This is a genomic window from Arenicella chitinivorans (assembly GCF_014651515.1).
GTDB lineage: Bacteria > Pseudomonadota > Gammaproteobacteria > Arenicellales > Arenicellaceae > Arenicella > Arenicella chitinivorans.
In genome coordinates, this window is the sequence record NZ_BMXA01000002.1 from 632,060 (window position 1) to 647,158 (window position 15,099).

Annotated in this window: 17 protein-coding genes; 14 read left to right on the forward strand and 3 right to left on the reverse strand. The window is 51.8% G+C overall.

The window, feature by feature from the left end; translation table 11 throughout:
* The first annotated feature begins 58 nt into the window (after positions 1–58).
* The 4 genes from IE055_RS08025 to IE055_RS08040 all read left to right on the forward strand — a co-directional run bounded on the left by IE055_RS08025 (position 59) and on the right by IE055_RS08040 (position 5,464).
* Positions 59–697 carry a YceI family protein gene (locus IE055_RS08025; protein ID WP_189399617.1) on the forward strand — a complete coding sequence of 213 codons (639 nt, stop codon included), beginning with the start codon at positions 59–61 and terminating at the stop codon, positions 695–697.
* A gap of 165 nt (positions 698–862) precedes the next feature.
* Positions 863–3,382 (forward strand): efflux RND transporter permease subunit, encoded by a 2,520-nt coding sequence (locus IE055_RS08030; RefSeq protein ID WP_189399619.1) that lies wholly within the window; start codon positions 863–865, stop codon positions 3,380–3,382.
* A gap of 3 nt (positions 3,383–3,385) precedes the next feature.
* Entirely contained in the window at positions 3,386–4,702 is a 1,317-nt protein-coding gene (locus tag IE055_RS08035; RefSeq protein ID WP_189399622.1) for a M20 family metallopeptidase, read from the forward strand.
* Between the two features lie 87 nt (positions 4,703–4,789).
* Entirely contained in the window at positions 4,790–5,464 is a 675-nt protein-coding gene (locus IE055_RS08040) for an alpha/beta hydrolase (RefSeq protein ID WP_189399623.1), read from the forward strand.
* A 12-nt stretch (positions 5,465–5,476) separates the two neighbouring features.
* On the opposite strand, the gene IE055_RS08045 is transcribed toward IE055_RS08040, so the two are convergent.
* Positions 5,477–6,313 carry a PhzF family phenazine biosynthesis protein gene (locus IE055_RS08045; protein ID WP_189399625.1) on the reverse strand — a complete coding sequence of 279 codons (837 nt, stop codon included), beginning with the start codon at positions 6,311–6,313 and terminating at the stop codon, positions 5,477–5,479.
* Positions 6,314–6,457: 144 nt separating this feature from the next.
* On the opposite strand from IE055_RS08045, the gene IE055_RS08050 reads away from it, so the two are divergent.
* On the forward strand, positions 6,458–6,889 hold the full coding sequence (locus IE055_RS08050) for an Lrp/AsnC family transcriptional regulator (RefSeq protein WP_229794197.1): 432 nt from the start codon (positions 6,458–6,460) through the stop codon (positions 6,887–6,889).
* 57 nt (positions 6,890–6,946) lie between these two features.
* Here IE055_RS08050 and IE055_RS08055 read toward each other — a convergent pair whose 3' ends face one another.
* The gene (locus IE055_RS08055) at positions 6,947–7,720 is read right to left on the reverse strand and encodes a ferredoxin--NADP reductase (protein ID WP_189399627.1); all 774 of its coding nucleotides are present in this window, start codon (positions 7,718–7,720) and stop codon (positions 6,947–6,949) included.
* 359 nt (positions 7,721–8,079) lie between these two features.
* Here IE055_RS08055 and moaC point away from each other — a divergent pair, with 359 nt between their 5' ends.
* Genes moaC through IE055_RS08100 form a run of 9 tightly spaced genes read left to right on the forward strand, consistent with a single transcriptional unit; the run spans position 8,080 to position 14,844 of the window.
* The gene (gene moaC, locus IE055_RS08060) at positions 8,080–8,580 is read left to right on the forward strand and encodes a cyclic pyranopterin monophosphate synthase MoaC (RefSeq protein ID WP_189399629.1); all 501 of its coding nucleotides are present in this window, start codon (positions 8,080–8,082) and stop codon (positions 8,578–8,580) included.
* A complete protein-coding gene (locus IE055_RS08065) occupies positions 8,573–8,824 on the forward strand; it encodes a MoaD/ThiS family protein (RefSeq protein WP_189399631.1) in 252 nt (83 codons plus the stop codon). Before moaC ends, IE055_RS08065 begins: the two co-directional genes overlap by 8 nt.
* Before the next feature lie 2 nt (positions 8,825–8,826).
* Complete coding sequence (locus IE055_RS08070) at positions 8,827–9,321, forward strand: molybdenum cofactor biosynthesis protein MoaE (protein WP_189399633.1); 495 nt, start codon at positions 8,827–8,829, stop codon at positions 9,319–9,321.
* Positions 9,308–9,823 carry a molybdenum cofactor biosynthesis protein B gene (gene moaB / locus IE055_RS08075; RefSeq protein ID WP_189399635.1) on the forward strand — a complete coding sequence of 172 codons (516 nt, stop codon included), beginning with the start codon at positions 9,308–9,310 and terminating at the stop codon, positions 9,821–9,823. Before IE055_RS08070 ends, moaB begins: the two co-directional genes overlap by 14 nt.
* Positions 9,820–11,019, forward strand: coding sequence for a molybdopterin molybdotransferase MoeA (locus tag IE055_RS08080; RefSeq protein ID WP_189399637.1), 1,200 nt, complete (start codon positions 9,820–9,822; stop codon positions 11,017–11,019). The genes moaB and IE055_RS08080 overlap by 4 nt, the downstream gene beginning before the upstream one ends.
* Positions 11,016–12,002 (forward strand): GTP 3',8-cyclase MoaA, encoded by a 987-nt coding sequence (gene moaA, locus IE055_RS08085; RefSeq protein ID WP_189399639.1) that lies wholly within the window; start codon positions 11,016–11,018, stop codon positions 12,000–12,002. The genes IE055_RS08080 and moaA overlap by 4 nt, the downstream gene beginning before the upstream one ends.
* Position 12,003: 1 nt before the next feature.
* Positions 12,004–13,107, forward strand: a complete 1,104-nt coding sequence (locus tag IE055_RS08090; RefSeq protein WP_189399640.1) for a sulfotransferase family 2 domain-containing protein — start codon at positions 12,004–12,006, stop codon at positions 13,105–13,107.
* Position 13,108: 1 nt separating this feature from the next.
* A complete protein-coding gene (locus IE055_RS08095) occupies positions 13,109–13,585 on the forward strand; it encodes a glutathione peroxidase (RefSeq protein WP_189399643.1) in 477 nt (158 codons plus the stop codon).
* 11 nt (positions 13,586–13,596) lie between these two features.
* A complete protein-coding gene (locus tag IE055_RS08100) occupies positions 13,597–14,844 on the forward strand; it encodes a cation:proton antiporter (protein ID WP_229794198.1) in 1,248 nt (415 codons plus the stop codon).
* A gap of 17 nt (positions 14,845–14,861) precedes the next feature.
* On the opposite strand, the gene IE055_RS08105 is transcribed toward IE055_RS08100, so the two are convergent.
* Positions 14,862–15,083, reverse strand: coding sequence for a hypothetical protein (locus tag IE055_RS08105; protein WP_189399645.1), 222 nt, complete (start codon positions 15,081–15,083; stop codon positions 14,862–14,864).
* Positions 15,084–15,099 lie beyond the last annotated feature (16 nt).

The window sequence follows — 15,099 nt, forward strand, 5'->3', positions numbered from 1 at the left end:
TGTTAAGGAGTACAATGGTCGGTCTTCGTATAACCAAACACCACACAGAAAAGGCTTTATGAACATAAAAAATACCTTGCGTCGAAAAGTATTGATCGCATTGACGGCGGTCATGATGGTTCCTTTCTCCAACAGCATGGCTGCATCACTCAGTGAGATGCCATCTGGCGCCTATGATCTCGATCTGACTCACGCCAGTGTACTGTGGAAAGTCAGCCATCTGGGTTTTTCAACCTATATCGGCCGCTTTGAAAACTTCGATGCGGACCTGGTGTTGGATACTCAGGACTTTACTAAGAGCTCGGTCGACGTTGAGATCCAAGTTGATTCGCTGGAGACGGCGTTCCCATTTCCAGAAAAAGAAGACTTCAATAAAAAACTGTCGATGGAATGGTTCAAAGGTGGCGAGTTCCCGACCATCAACTTTGTTTCTAAAAAGGTCAGTGCCTTGGCGGAAGATAATACCTTTACGATCGAAGGTGATTTGACCTTGATGGGTAACACGCACCCAGTGACTTTGGACGCAAAATTGAACGGTTTCACGCCGAGTCACCCATTTAAGAAGGTGCCGTTGATTGGATTTTCTGCTGTTACCACCATTGACCGCACGGTTTGGGGCTTAAGTAATTACGCACCCAATATCGGTGCCGATGTTAAAGTGGAAATCGAAGGCGAATTCACTATGCAAGCGAAATAATCACATCAGATTCCCAAAGGGCCAGCGATTGTGACTGCAATCGCTGGCCTTGCTATTTGATTGAGCGGATAATCTTTTCGATCAAGACTTTCCCTCGGGATTTCGTTATTCTCACACGTTTATAGCAGCCACTCAGGTATCGAGTGCCTTTTCCGATCACATCATATGTCTCAATCAAATTCTCTTTACGACACCCTGGTTTTTCGCCATGCAAAATGGGTGTTACTGCTCTTTATTCTGATTGCCGGTGCCTTATCGCCGTATGCTAAAGAGTTTCGCCTGGACGCATCGTCGGACTCGTTGGTGCTGGAAAATGATGAATCGCTGAAGTACTTCCGCGAGGTTGTCAGCCAATACGCGGGCGATGAATTATTGCTTGTGACTTACAAGCCTCATGGTGACTTGTTTGCCAGCGCGACCTTGGATGATCTCGGCGCATTGCGTGAAAAACTGCTAACACTGGATCTAGTTAAGTCGATCATCTCAATTCTCGATGCCCCGCTGACACAAAGCCCGCCAGTCACCTTGGCAGAGCTTGCCACGAATCCACAGACGCTTCGCGACGCGCGTACTGACCTCGACTTGGCAAAGCAAGAGTTGACCGGCAGTGCTCTATATCGCGACCTCTTGGTTAGTGACGACCTGTCGACTACCGCGATTGTGATGTCTTTAGCTGGGGATGCGGAAGTGTCGGCTTTGCTGGACAAGCGCAACGCGCTGCGTGAAAAGCGTGCCGAAGGTACATTGTCGTCGGCGGAGGCGGCCGAGCTCGAGGCAGTCACCAAAGAGCACCAGGTGAAGGCGGATGCGGCACAAGCTCGTCAAGCGGCGATGATTGCTCAGGTGCGCGGCATCATGCAAGAGCATGAAGCTAATGCCAAGTTGTTCTTGGGTGGACTGCCAATGATCGTGGCCGACTCTGTGGCATATATAAATGCAGACGTGATGACGTTCGGCCTCGCCGCACTCGCCGTCATCGTCCTGATACTGACGATCGCATTCCGTCAGTTCGGTTGGATCGTGATGCCTTTAATCAACTGCGCTGCAACCGGGTTCATTATTGTGTGTTTACTTGGTTTGTTGAACTGGCCGATATCCGTAGTGTCATCAAATTTTCTGTCGCTGCTGTTAATCATCACACTGTCACTGAATATCCATTTAATTGTACGGTATCGTGAGCTGGCTAAGCTGCACCCAGATCATGATCAAACCGCCTTGTTGAGCAGTACGGTGCGTTCGAAATTTATACCGTGTTTGTATACTGCGCTGACCACCATTGTTGCTTTTGCGTCCCTGATTGTGAGCGGCATACGTCCAGTCATCGATTTTGGCTGGATCATGTGTTTGGGCATCGTGGTGGCATTTATTACCACCTTTACCCTGTTTCCGGCATTGGCAGTGTGGATGCGACCGCGGGCGGTGAAACACAATCGCGATCCATTGAGCAAACTCATTCTAAATGGCGCGCAATCTATGCACCAGCGTGGCGTGTTAGTCAGTTTGTTCTTTACCGTGATCGCTGTGGCGGCAATCTATGGAATCGCTAATCTCACCGTAGAAAACCGCTTCATCGACTATTTCAAGCCGGATACCGAGATTTATCAGGGCATGGTAGAGATCGATGAGCAGCTTGGTGGTACCACGCCCATGGACATCATTCTGGATGCACCGGCGGAATTTCTAGCCACCAAGTCAGCCTCAGAAAGTCCATCGGAGGAAGCGGACGAGGACGACTTCGAGGACGATGATTTCTTCGACGAGTTTGAAGATGAGGAGTCAGGCGACAACATCGTCATTTCATCGTACTGGTTCAACAAGCAAGGGTTAGACAAGCTTAAAGCGATTCAGCGTTCACTGGATGACATTCCAGCCACCGGAAAAGTGATGAGTTTGGCAACCAGTATGAGTGTCTTTGAGGGGCTGCGAGATCAAGGTCCGATGGATAATATCGACTTATCCTTTATGCTCACAGTCTTGTCGGACGACAATAAGAAGACCTTGATTGATCCGTATTTGTCAGAAGACGGTAATCAGACACACATTAACATTCGCGTGTTTGAGACTTTCCGGGGGCTGGACCGAGATCAGCTGATCAGTGATATTCGTACTATGTTGATCGAGGAGCATGGCTTGCAGGACGAGCAGATCAACATTTCAGGTATGGTGGTGCTGTACAACAATATGTTGAATTCGTTGTTTAACTCTCAAATTATGACGCTGGGCACTGTATTTGTGGTGATCTTTCTAATGTTTATAGTGTTGTTTCGCAGTGTAAAGCTCGCTTTAATCAGTATTATTCCAAATGTGTTTTCTGCTGCCGTGGTGCTAGGCATCATGGGTATTTTCTCGATTCCTCTGGATCTGATGACAATTACCATTGCTGCCATCAGCGTGGGGATCGCCGTCGATAACTCGATTCACTTTGTGCACCGCTATCGAGATGAAATGCGGGCGCGAGCGGACAATCGCGCGGCGATTAATTCGGCCACTTTGAATGTGGGGCAAGCCATGTTCTACACCACACTAGTAATCACCGCGGGATTTTTGATTATGGTGTTCTCGAATTTTGTCCCGACCATGTATTTTGGTGTTCTAACTGGCATCGCCATGGTCACCGCATTGATTGCAAATCTGGTCATGCTGCCGATGCTGGTAGCGGCGATCAAACCTATTGAGGATGCCTAAGTCATGCCATGGTCTTTGCCGAGGATACTGGTTGGCATTCTTGCGCTGAGTACCAACCAGGTTGTGCTCAGCGATGAGCTGACTGCGCCGAAAAGTGTGCTATCGACCGTTGAGCAAGCCATGGTTGCCTGGGTTGATACGCAGCAATCTCAAATGGTGGCGGAACTCAAGTCGCACGTCGACATTAATACTGGAACCGACAATGTCACTGGGATCGATGCGTATCGTGCGGTGCTCGAAGCGGAACTTCAGCAGCTTGGATTTGCTACACAAACCATCGAAGCACGACCCCAGGTCATCCTTAGTTGCGATGGTCGCCCTTTAAAGCTGGCCAACCATTTACTCGCTGAGCGGAAAGGCAAGCCTGGCGCCCGGCGTATATTTTTGAATGGGCACATGGATACCGTGTTCTCTGCGCGAGATGAATTTCAGACCTTACAAATCGACGCTGACGGCGTATTGCGCGGTCCTGGTGTGGCAGATATGAAAGGTGGCATTGTGGTGATGTTAACAGCGCTTCGTGCGTTGATGACCGAAGCAATGTTGGAGGACGCACACATCACGGTGTTGCTTAACAGTGATGAGGAAGTTGGTTCATTGGACTCTCGCGCGCTAATAGAAACGCTGGCGCAAGCGCATGACATCGGTTTGGTCTTTGAAGGCACCACCGAAAATCGCATGACACGGGCTCGCAAAGGTCTGGGTCAGGTTCGCCTTAAAGTGACTGGCCGGGAATCGCATGCGGGCGGAGCCCATGCTGACGGTGTGTCAGCCAATTTAGAGTTAGCGCACAAGATTATTGCGATTGAGTCATTAACCAACTACGCGCAGCAGATGACGGTGAATACCGGTGTGATGCGCGGTGGTGAAAAACGCAATACAATTCCTGGGTGTGCCGATGCCTATATTGATTTGCGGTTTCCGGATCAAGCTGCCGGCGAAGGCTTGCAGGCGAAAATTAAGACGATCGTTGATTCACCCAGTACCTCGAATCAGCGCTTCGCCGATTTGCCGCATACCGAGATGTGGAGTGTTTTACATCGCCCCGCAAAGCAACCGCACCCAGCTGTAGATGCATTAATCGCTGAGATCATGATGATATCGGCGTCGCTCGGTGACGCCGTGATCGGGACTGTGTATTCCGGCGGTGGGACCGATGGTTCGATCGCGCAACACGCGGGTTTACCAACCGTCGATAGTCTTGGTGTTGATGGTGGCGGGGCGCATTCGTCGCGCGAATTCTCGAGCATTGAAAGTCTGGTTGCTCGCAGTAAGCTGGCCGCGATTGTATTGGCGCGTCAGATACAAACTGCGCCGTAGCGATCAAAGTCGCTGATGTCATCTGCACGAAACCTATTCTTCGTATTCATCCTTCTTACCCAAACCAGTTGCGCGGCAACAGATCTTATGAGTAACGAATCAAACACAATCGAAATTCAACATGGCAACGGTAATGTAAAGCACGCGGTCATCTGGTTACATGGTCTGGGCGCCACAGCAGATGATTTTCCACCGGTGGTGCCTGAGCTGGGATTGACAGATCAACCCGCGATACGGTTTGTGTTTCCGCAGGCCCCTGTGCGGCCCATCACCATCAATGGTGGCATGCCGATGCCGGGCTGGTACGATATCAAAGGAATGGACATCAAAGATAAACAGGACGCGGTCGGCATGGCAGAGTCGCAAGCCACGCTTGATGGATTGATTCAGGCGCAAATTGACGCCGGCGTTCCGAGTGAGAATATTATTGTTGCCGGGTTTTCACAGGGTGGCGCGGTCGCGTATTTTACCGCTATCCGCAGCCAGTACAGACTCGGCGGCATTCTGGCATTGTCGACCTACTTGCCGTTTATGGAGCAATCCGAGGCCGAGCAATCTGGTGAAAATCTCAATACGCCAATCTTTGCCAGTCACGGTACGAGTGACCCGGTGGTGCCATTGGCGCTGGGAGCTGGCAGCGTGACACACTTGCAAGCCTTGGGATATCAGGTTGAGTGGCATGAGTACCCCATGGAGCATAATGTAATTCTGCCGCAGATCCGAGCTATTGGTGCTTGGATTAATCGCGTATTCAGCGACTGAGGCACAGACTGTTTAGTCCAGGTGGTGCGCCGCACCGCTAACGACCACAGGTGATCCTTTGACGGTGGTGGCATCAACTTGAATCCGTGAAGACTGCCCCATGTCCTGACCTTGTAAAATCTCGATCTGTGATGCATCAGTTTGATCGGTGTCGCGTAGATAGCCCATAAAGGCTGCCGCTGCAGCACCGGTGGCCGGGTCTTCCAGTACCCCGCCCGAGGCAAATGCGTTGCGCGCGTAAAATCGTGTCGCGGAATCCTGTACGACAAACATCACGGTCACCAGTCCGTTATCCAGCATGAACTCACGACCCGCCTCCAGATCGTAGTCCATTTTCGACAAACTAGTTCGATCTTGCAATGCGAATACCTGATGATCTGCCCCAGCGAAAATGTGTGCGGGTTTAATGCGCGAATCAAGCTCGTTCGTGGTGTAGCCAAATAGGGCCAGCGTGTCGGTGATCTGTCGTGCGCTCAGCGTTTTACTACGCGTTGCTGGTGAGCTTAACGCTGCGCTTAGGATGCCATTGTCCTCTCGCCCAGAGACTTCAATCTGGCCTTCATTGAGCACGAGTGGGTACGAGCCGGCGCCCAGACGCTCTGCCAGTGCGACCCCCAGAGCAATGGTCGCATGACCGCAAAATGGCACTTCATTTTCCGGCGAAAAGTAGCGCACACGCCAGGTGTCAGCTTGCGGTATGGGCGCTGCGAAAACTGTCTCTGAGTAACCCAGCTCTGTTGCCAGAGCCTGCATACTCTCCGTGTTGGGCAGTGCTTCTTGAATGACGACGCCGGCAGGGTTGCCGCCTTGCTGGTTGATTGAGAAGGCTGAAATTCTATGTGGCTGCATACGCGCTCCAGTTGACTGTGAACAGATAGGCAGTATAGGAGGCGTGGCGCGCGTATTAAATAATAAAAATTAGGTAAACTAGTTGTTTAGCCTAAAAATATAAGTTATTACTGGTGAATATAAGTATTAATAGAGGTTTTGGCTGTGGATGACATTGATATGCAGATTGTGCGTGCGGTATTGCGTGACGGGCGAATCAGTATTACCGAGCTGGCAGATCGCGTGTCGATGTCAGCGCCAGCGGTAACGGAACGACTGCGGCGCCTTGAGCAGCGTGGGGTCATTCAACACTATCAGGCGGTCGTCAACCCAGAAAAGCTCGGATATCACTTGGAAGCCATTGTCAGGTTAAAGCCGCGACCGGGCGCGCTGAAAAAAGTTGAAGAGATGATTGTGCAGCAACGCAGATTTACGCAATGCGATAAGGTCACCGGGGACGATTGTTTTATTGCTCGGCTGGCGCTGAGATCCATTGCAGAATTGGATGTATTGCTCGATCCGTTTCACGATCTTGCTGAGAGTAATACGGCGATCGTGAAATCGTCGCCCGTGCGGATGCGTTTGCCGGTGTTGTAGTTGGTGAGGCAGTTGGGGCGCACTGACCTAGGCCGGGCAGTGCGCCATTGTGCGGCTTTAGGTTTCCACGAATGCACGTTCGATGACGTATTCACCAATATCTGATCGGATGGTTTCTTTGAAACCCATGCCATCTAGGATTTGGCAAAAGTCTTTTAACATAGATGGGCTGCCGCACAGCATGAAACGATCGTCAGCAACATTAACTGGTGGTAGACCGACTTTCTCTGCCAAGGCTCCGGAAGTGAGTGCATCAGTCAGTCGCCCTTGGGTGTGAAACTCTTCACGCGTTACGGTTGGGTAGTACAGTAACTTGCCTTGTACCATCTCGCCAAAGAATTCGTTCTCCGGCAGTTCTTGAATGGTTTCCTGATACGCCAGTTCAGACACTTCACGCACGCCGTGTGTCAAAATGACTTTGTCGAACCGCTCGTACACCTCGGGATCTTTGATCACACTCATAAAGGGTGCCAAGCCTGTTCCCGTGGCCAGCAGATACAGGTGTTTGCCAGGTTTGAGGTTATCGACCAGCAGTGTGCCAGTGGGTTTAGTGCTGGTCAGGAGTTTGTCGCCAGGCTTAATTTTTTGCAGGCGCGAGGTCAGTGGGCCATCTTGTACCTTGATGCTGAAGAACTCCATATGCTCTTCGTAATTGGCACTGGCGATACTGTATGCGCGCATCAAAGGCTTGCCATCAACTTCAAGACCGATCATGATGAATTGACCATTTAAGAATCGGAAGCCGGGATCACGTGTGGTGGTGAAACTGAACAGGGTGTCGTTCCAATGATGTACGGATAAGACTTCTACTTCGCGAATATTTGCTGCCATGAAACTCTCTTTCTACTGTTACACATGATGTCGATCAGGGGATCGATTTTCAACTGTGGCGACCTCAGCTAAGACAGCCAGAGAGCGCACTCAACAAGCCGCAAAGAGTATAGGCGTGCATAGCGTTTGTAAACCAAGCGACTCGATTATTTTAAGAATAGTTTGCTATATACAGGATAATTTTCATTATAAGTGAGAGGCATAATAAATAGATTTTTAATAATCTTTAATTAGGCTTGGCGGCGCGAGCGGGTGGGTTGACGGTATCCGTGGTCTCAGCACCGTCCCATTCATTTATTTACTGAATCATCAGAACAGTTTTATTGTGTCGCTTGCCCCTTTTCAGTAGCATTGCTGCGATGAACGACTTTTCTCATTTAAATGCTAAGGGCGAAGCGCACATGGTGGATGTCTCTGCCAAAGCGATCACGACCCGCGAAGCCTTGGCCGAGTCTCGTGTGATGCTGAGTGCTGAGGTTCTGCGGCAAATTCAGTCTGAACAGCTCAGCAAAGGCGATGTGTATGCGACAGCACGTATTGCGGGCATTATGGCGGCCAAGAAGTGCAGTGACCTGATTCCGTTGTGTCACCCTTTACCATTGAGTAATGTTAGTCTGGATATCGAACCGTTTGAAACATCCGTGCGGTGTGGTTTGCTGGTACGCGCACGGTGTCGCACCAGCGGTCAAACTGGCGTCGAAATGGAAGCGCTAACCGCAGCCTCCGTGGCGGCGCTCACGATCTATGATATGTGCAAAGCGTTAGACAAAGGCATCGTCATTGAGTCCACTCGGCTGCTGGAAAAGCGGGGCGGTAAATCCGGTGACTGGTTTGCAAATGAGGTTGAGTCGAATGATTAAAGTCAGACTGTTTGCGCATCTGCGCGAGTTGGCGGGCACCGATACGCTGGAAATACCGATTGGCGTAATGCGGACCACAGGTGACCTGCTGGACGGGCTGACCCCGTATGCGCCATCGGCCTTAATTGAGGCGTTGGACGATCAGAGTGCGATGATTTCAGTCGATCAGCGTTATGCTGGCTGGGAGGCACCATTACACGATGGTGCGGAAGTGGGGATTCTGCCTCCGGTGTCGGGTGGCTAAGTATGTTTGAAATCGTCGATTCGCCTTTTGAGCCTGAACCGTATTATCAGAAAGTAAGGGTTGCTGCACCGCACGCGGGGGCATTAGTGATGTTCACCGGGCTGGTGCGTGATCTGTATCAAGTGGGGGACGATGCACAGATAACGCATTTAGAGCTCGAGCACTATCCGGGGATGACTGAGTCCATCTGTGAGTCGATTATTACCGAAGCCATGCGTCGTTTCGAAATCGATCATGCACACGTGGTGCACCGAGTGGGAAAAATTCTGGCGAACGAACACATTGTGCTGGTACTGGTGGCAGCCAGTCATCGACGTGCGGCGTTTGACGCGGCGCAGTATATTATGGATTTCTTAAAAACCGATGCGCCGTTTTGGAAAAAGGAAGTCGGTGCACGCGGGACACACTGGCTTGGCTTGAAGCGTAAAGATCAGCAAGCCGCGCAGCGCTGGCAGAACTTATCGACTAACCATGACTCCTCCCATGACAAGCAGTAAACCTTTTATTCCATTGTCGGTTGCGGTACTGACCGTTTCGGATACGCGTGATCTGAATAGCGATACATCTGGTCAGTACTTGGTCGAACAACTCGGCGAGGCGGGCCATCAATTAGCTCACCGTGTCTTGGTGAAGGACGACATTTATCAAATGCGCGCGGTAGTGTCGGCCTGGATTGCGGATCCGGCAGTCCATGCGATCATCACCACTGGCGGCACTGGGTTTACTGGGCGAGACAGTACACCTGAGGCACTGACGCCATTGTTCGACAAGCAAATCGATGGTTTTGGCGAGCTGTTTCGGCACCTCTCGCTCGCCGATATTGGTACGTCCACTGTGCAGTCGCGCGCGGTTGGCGGTATGGCTAACCAAACGGTTGTGTTCTGTCTACCCGGCTCGACCGGTGCCTGTCGCACCGCTTGGGAAGGGATTTTGCGTGAACAGCTCGACAGCCGATTCAAGCCCTGCAATTTCGTGTCGCACACACGCGCGGGAAAATGATTACCGTCGCCGAGGTTCAAGCCTTAATCCAACAGCGGATCACGCCTCTGACGGCCCGAGAGTCGGTGCCGCTTGGCCAGGCGCTAGGACTGGTGTGCGCAAGCAATATTGTTTCAGAAATCGATATTCCGCCGCATGCCAACAGTGCGATGGACGGTTTTGCCGTGGCCGCGGCCGATTTGGCAACGCAGTCCACATTGGCGGTATCACAACGAATTCCGGCTGGCGTTGCGCCGGCACCGCTTGTTCGCGGCACTGCCGCCCGTATCTTTACCGGTGGCGAGATTCCGGCTGGCGCGGATGCGGTGGTGATTCAAGAAAACTGTGACTACGATGAAGAACGGGTAACGGTACTTCAGTCGGTGAGTCCGGGCGCGAATATCCGTCCACAAGGGCAGGATATTGCGCAAGGTGCCATTGTGGTGACACAAGGCAAACGCCTGAACGCGATCGACCTGAGTTTGTTGGCGTCGGTTGGGCGTGCGGAGCTGGACGTTTTTCGTCCACTACGCGTGGCTATTTTGTCGACCGGGGATGAGTTGGTCGACCCGGGGCAACCTTTGAAACCGGGGCAAATCTACAATTCGAATCGCGTATTGCTCGCTTGCTTGTGCCGGCAAATGGGCTATCAGGTGATCGAGACGCGCTGCGTCGCGGATACCCTGGCGCACACCACCAGCGCGTTACTGGATGCTGCGGCATCGGCCGATGTCATTTTGAGCAGCGGCGGTGTGTCGGTTGGTGAAGAAGATCATGTGCGCCCGGCGGTGGAAGCCACTGGGGAGCTTGAGCTTTGGAAAGTGCAAATGAAACCCGGCAAGCCGGTGGCGTTTGGCCGGGTTGCCGATACGCCGTTTTTAGGCCTGCCGGGCAACCCCGTGTCGGCGTTTGTGGTTTTTCAGTTGTTGGCCACGGTGCTTTTGCGCGCGCGGCAAGGGCAAACATCAACCTCGTTGGTTGCCATGAAGGTGGTGGCAGATTTCAGTCGGCCAGTCACCACGCGAGAAGATTATTTACGAGTGCAATTGGTCTCGACCGCGAACGGGCAAACGGTTGCTCGCCCGTTCGCTAACATGAGCAGCGGCGTGATGTCGTCGCTGTCCTGGGCCGACGGTTTGGTGCGACAGCCAATTGATCAAGCCATTAACGTTGGAGACACGGTGGACTTTTTGCCGATCCGCGAGGCCATGTTATGAGTCATGGGCTAGTCGACAGTTTTGGTCGTACCGTGCGCTATTTGCGACTGTCGGTGACGGATCGGTGCAATCTACGCTGCACCTACTGCATGGCTGAAGACATGACCTTCTTGCCTAAATCCAAGGTGCTGAGTCTGGAGGAAATGACCCGTGTAGCGGAAGCGTTCGTGGCCTTGGGTGTGCAGAAAATTCGTTTAACTGGAGGTGAGCCTCTGGTGCGTAATGGCGTGGTGCAACTGGCGTCGAACATCGCCAAGTTGACAGGCTTACGCGAGTTGGTGATGACCACCAATGGCGTTCTGTTGGGACAACATGCCGCCGATCTACGGGCTGCCGGTGTCGCACGTTTGAATATCAGCATTGACAGTTTGCGGCCTGAGCGATTCTCGAGCTTAACGCGATTTGGGCGCCTGGATGACGTACTCGCTGGCATTGAGGCAGCCAAGCTGGCGGGATTCGAGCGCATCAAACTGAACGTGGTGGTGCTCAATGGTGTCAATGATGATGAGGTTCTGTCGCTCACAGACTATGCGGTACGCAATGAGTTGGATATCGCCTTTATTGAGGAGATGCCCCTAGGACGGATCAGCAGTGCGCAACGACTCTCTACGGCCTTAGACAATCAGTCGGTCCAGCAACAGCTGGCAGCGGTGTATGCCTTACAGCCAAGTTCAAAGCATGACCCCAATGCCGGGCCGGCGCGTAACTTTCAGCTCGCCAATACGCGTACTCATGTTGGGTTTATTTCACCTATGACCAACAACTTCTGCGCGTCCTGCAACCGAGTGCGCATCACCGCCGAAGGGCAATTGTTATTGTGTCTTGGCAACGAACATTCTTTGGATTTGCGCGCCATCCTGCGCGATAATCCCGACGCGCTCGAAGCCTCGATCATTGACGCCATGCAGCGTAAACCTGAACGACATGAGTTTGATCCCAAGGACATCACCATAATGCGACACATGAGCGCGACCGGCGGCTGACATGATCCCGGTTGTTAACGACAAATATAAATACATTCTGCTGTATTCAGCCAAATCGGGGTGTACCTCATTGCGCATGTTGTACTTGGATGTGCATCACGACGAGTTAAGTGAGGCACAGCGCGCACAGCTCGACGACTATCATAATCTGCATGAGGTTCAGCCCTACGTCGACGGCAAGGACTACAGTGAGTACTTTACGTATACGATTACGCGCAATCCTTACCTGCGTATCGTGAGCGCGTATCTTGACCAGTATGTCTACGCCAAAAACAGCGGTATGCAACGCATGTTGGGGGAGTTTCCACCTGCATCCGGGTTGCCGGATAATTTTATCGAGTTCCTGGAATACTTGAGCACCGTGCCAGAAGGGCACCGCGATGAGCATGTCCAGAGTCAGTCGCACTTTGGGTTTGCCGGCACCATCGTGACCACAAAAAATCGACGTTACAAGTGGCTGGGTCAAAAGCCAGATTACGCATTCGGAGTCCAGTACTACGGCGATATTGGTGACTTTAAAAAACACACCAAACGCGTGTTTAAGCGGGTGTTCAAGCGCGACAAGGCCAAGCTGGCTGAAGCGTTGGCGCATCTGGAAAATTCCGTCAAACACAATTCCTCATTTTATGGGGAGGAAGATTACGCCGATGCCGCGTTGCTGAGCGTGGCGGAATTGGGTGAGCTGGTTTTTGCGCCCAAACCACAGGACTTTTATCGGAACACGCGGGCGCGCGAACTTGTGCAGCAAATTTACGCGCAGGATTTCAAGCTGTTCGGCTATGACCCAGAAGCGGTACCCAATCGATCAGCATCCCGCGAGATAGCCGCGATTCCAGATGACCTGGATTGGCAAATGTATCGACGCTTGAACCCAGACTTAACGCCGGATGTGTTCTACAACGAGCGTTTGGTTATGCGCCATTACTTAGAGTTTGGGCGATTAGAGAAACCAGCGCGCCCTTACAAACTGGAAGCACCAGCTGGATTTGACTGGCAGCGGTACCTAACTCTGCATGACGACCTAACCGCGGCCGGAATTGCGACCGAGCAAGCAGCGATCGAGCATTATTTAAGTTACGGAATTCGAGAGAATCGGGAGATTTAGAGTGACAGTATACGATTTCAAAGCAAGTAATATCCGGGGTGAGGAAATTAGCCTGGCGGATTTTGAAGGCAAAGTGTTATTAATTGTGAATACGGCGAGTAAGTGTGGATTCACGCCGCAGTTTGAGGGGCTCGAAACCTTGTACAAAGATCTCGAGCCGAAGGGCTTGATGGTATTGGGCTTTCCCTGCAATCAGTTTGGCTCACAAGACCCGGGTGATAACGGTGAAATTCAGGAGTTCTGTCAACTTAACTACGGTGTGTCATTCCCCATGTTCTCCAAGATTGACGTGAACGGCAAGGATACGCATCCGCTGTTTACCTATTTGAAGAAGGAAGCGCGCGGCGTACTTGGTTCTGAATCAATCAAGTGGAACTTCACCAAGTTTCTGGTTGATCGTGATGGTAATGTGGTCAAACGTTATGCCTCAACCGACAAGCCAAGCGCGATCCGCGATGATATTGAAAAGCTCCTGTAAGAGACACATTTATGATCAGCACCATTGAAATCGCTGCTCTGCTAATCAGTATCGCGGCGCTGTTTGCTTACCTGAACGATCGGTTTGTTGGATTGCCAACGACGATCGGCGTCATGGTGATTGCCTTACTGGTGTCAGTGCTGGCGGTGGTGTTGAATCTGTTTGGGCTGGGTGATTATCATACTGATGCCAAAGTCCTGCTTGAACGCATTGATTTCAATGAGACGCTGCTGGAGGGCATGTTGAGCTTTTTGCTGTTTGCCGGTGCCTTACACGTCAATTTAAATGATCTGCGTCGTCAAACCTGGGTTATCGCGTCTTTGGCCACGGTGGGGGTTTGTCTGTCGACCTTCCTGGTCGGTACTGCCACCTACTATTTATTAGGATGGTGTGGCCTACCATTGCCGTACTTATATTGCCTGCTGTTCGGGGCGTTGATCTCACCAACCGACCCAATTGCGGTGATGGCGACGGTCAAACGGTTGGGTGTGAGCAAAGAGTTGGAAACCACGATTGCCGGTGAGTCCTTGTTCAATGATGGGGTTGGCGTCGTCGTGTTTATGGTGTTGCTGATGTTGTTGCAACAACCTGACAATATCACGGCCGCCAACGTGGCATTGATTTTTGCGGAAGAAGCCGTCGGCGGCATCGTGTTTGGCATGGTGCTCGGTGGCTTGGGGTTCTATTTGTTAAACACCATCGACAACTACAAAGTCGAAGTCTTGATTACTCTGGCCTTGGTGATGGGGGGCTACGCACTGGCGATGGCCTTACATACCTCGGGGCCAATTGCGGTGGTGGTGGCCGGCCTGTTGACCGGCAACGTGATGCGCAAACACGCGATGTCGGATCGTACGCGAGAGAGTGTGGACGATTTTTGGGAGCTGATTGACGAAATCCTCAATGTGATTCTGTTCGCATTAATCGGCTTGGAGATGCTGATCATGCCGTTTGATGCGCAATGGGCCATGGCCGCTGTACCGATGATTGCTTTGGTGGTCTTGGTGCGTGTAGTGAGTGTGGGACTGCCGATTCAGGTCATACGTTTAAAGCGCGAGTTGGCACCGCACTTAGTTAAGATTTTGGTCTGGGGAGGCTTGCGTGGTGGGATTTCGGTCGCGCTTGCGTTGAGTTTGCCTGCGGGGCCTGCGCGCGACTTAATCTTGTTTCTGACCTATATCGTGGTGGTCTTCTCCATCATAGTTCAAGGTCTCACACTTGGGCCGCTGATTCAGCGTCTGACCAGCCCTAAACAGTAAGCGCGGTACCGCGTTGTTTAAGCGTTTGCGCGCGGAGCTGGTCGCCAACCGAGCAAGTAAGCCGGCAACAAGAGTATCGATTTAAACAGTGTAAATACTGCGCTTAATGTGATGCCGATTAAGCGCAGCGGTAGGGAAATAAGCCAAACAATAGGCCATAGGATCAAAACGGCAATGGCCAGCGGCCAACTCAGCGCCAGCAAAATCATCCACAGCAATAGCGAAACCAGTATCGACATGCTTTGAATATAGGAC

What these genes read in the sequence shown, in the direction of transcription:
- IE055_RS08035 (WP_189399622.1), top strand. Translation starts at nt 3,386, where the DNA reads ATGCCATGGTCTTTGCCGAGGATACTGGTTGGCATTCTTGCGCTGAGT.
- moaB (WP_189399635.1), top strand. Translation starts at nt 9,308, where the DNA reads ATGACAAGCAGTAAACCTTTTATTCCATTGTCGGTTGCGGTACTGACC.
- moaC (WP_189399629.1), top strand. Translation starts at nt 8,080, where the DNA reads ATGAACGACTTTTCTCATTTAAATGCTAAGGGCGAAGCGCACATGGTG.
- IE055_RS08100 (WP_229794198.1), top strand. Translation starts at nt 13,597, where the DNA reads ATGATCAGCACCATTGAAATCGCTGCTCTGCTAATCAGTATCGCGGCG.
- IE055_RS08070 (WP_189399633.1), top strand. Translation starts at nt 8,827, where the DNA reads ATGTTTGAAATCGTCGATTCGCCTTTTGAGCCTGAACCGTATTATCAG.
- IE055_RS08090 (WP_189399640.1), top strand. Translation starts at nt 12,004, where the DNA reads ATGATCCCGGTTGTTAACGACAAATATAAATACATTCTGCTGTATTCA.
- moaA (WP_189399639.1), top strand. Translation starts at nt 11,016, where the DNA reads ATGAGTCATGGGCTAGTCGACAGTTTTGGTCGTACCGTGCGCTATTTG.
- IE055_RS08065 (WP_189399631.1), top strand. Translation starts at nt 8,573, where the DNA reads ATGATTAAAGTCAGACTGTTTGCGCATCTGCGCGAGTTGGCGGGCACC.
- IE055_RS08045 (WP_189399625.1), bottom strand. Translation starts at nt 6,313, where the DNA reads ATGCAGCCACATAGAATTTCAGCCTTCTCAATCAACCAGCAAGGCGGC.
- IE055_RS08055 (WP_189399627.1), bottom strand. Translation starts at nt 7,720, where the DNA reads ATGGCAGCAAATATTCGCGAAGTAGAAGTCTTATCCGTACATCATTGG.
- IE055_RS08025 (WP_189399617.1), top strand. Translation starts at nt 59, where the DNA reads ATGAACATAAAAAATACCTTGCGTCGAAAAGTATTGATCGCATTGACG.
- IE055_RS08105 (WP_189399645.1), bottom strand. Translation starts at nt 15,083, where the DNA reads ATGTCGATACTGGTTTCGCTATTGCTGTGGATGATTTTGCTGGCGCTG.
- IE055_RS08030 (WP_189399619.1), top strand. Translation starts at nt 863, where the DNA reads ATGTCTCAATCAAATTCTCTTTACGACACCCTGGTTTTTCGCCATGCA.
- IE055_RS08040 (WP_189399623.1), top strand. Translation starts at nt 4,790, where the DNA reads ATGAGTAACGAATCAAACACAATCGAAATTCAACATGGCAACGGTAAT.
- IE055_RS08080 (WP_189399637.1), top strand. Translation starts at nt 9,820, where the DNA reads ATGATTACCGTCGCCGAGGTTCAAGCCTTAATCCAACAGCGGATCACG.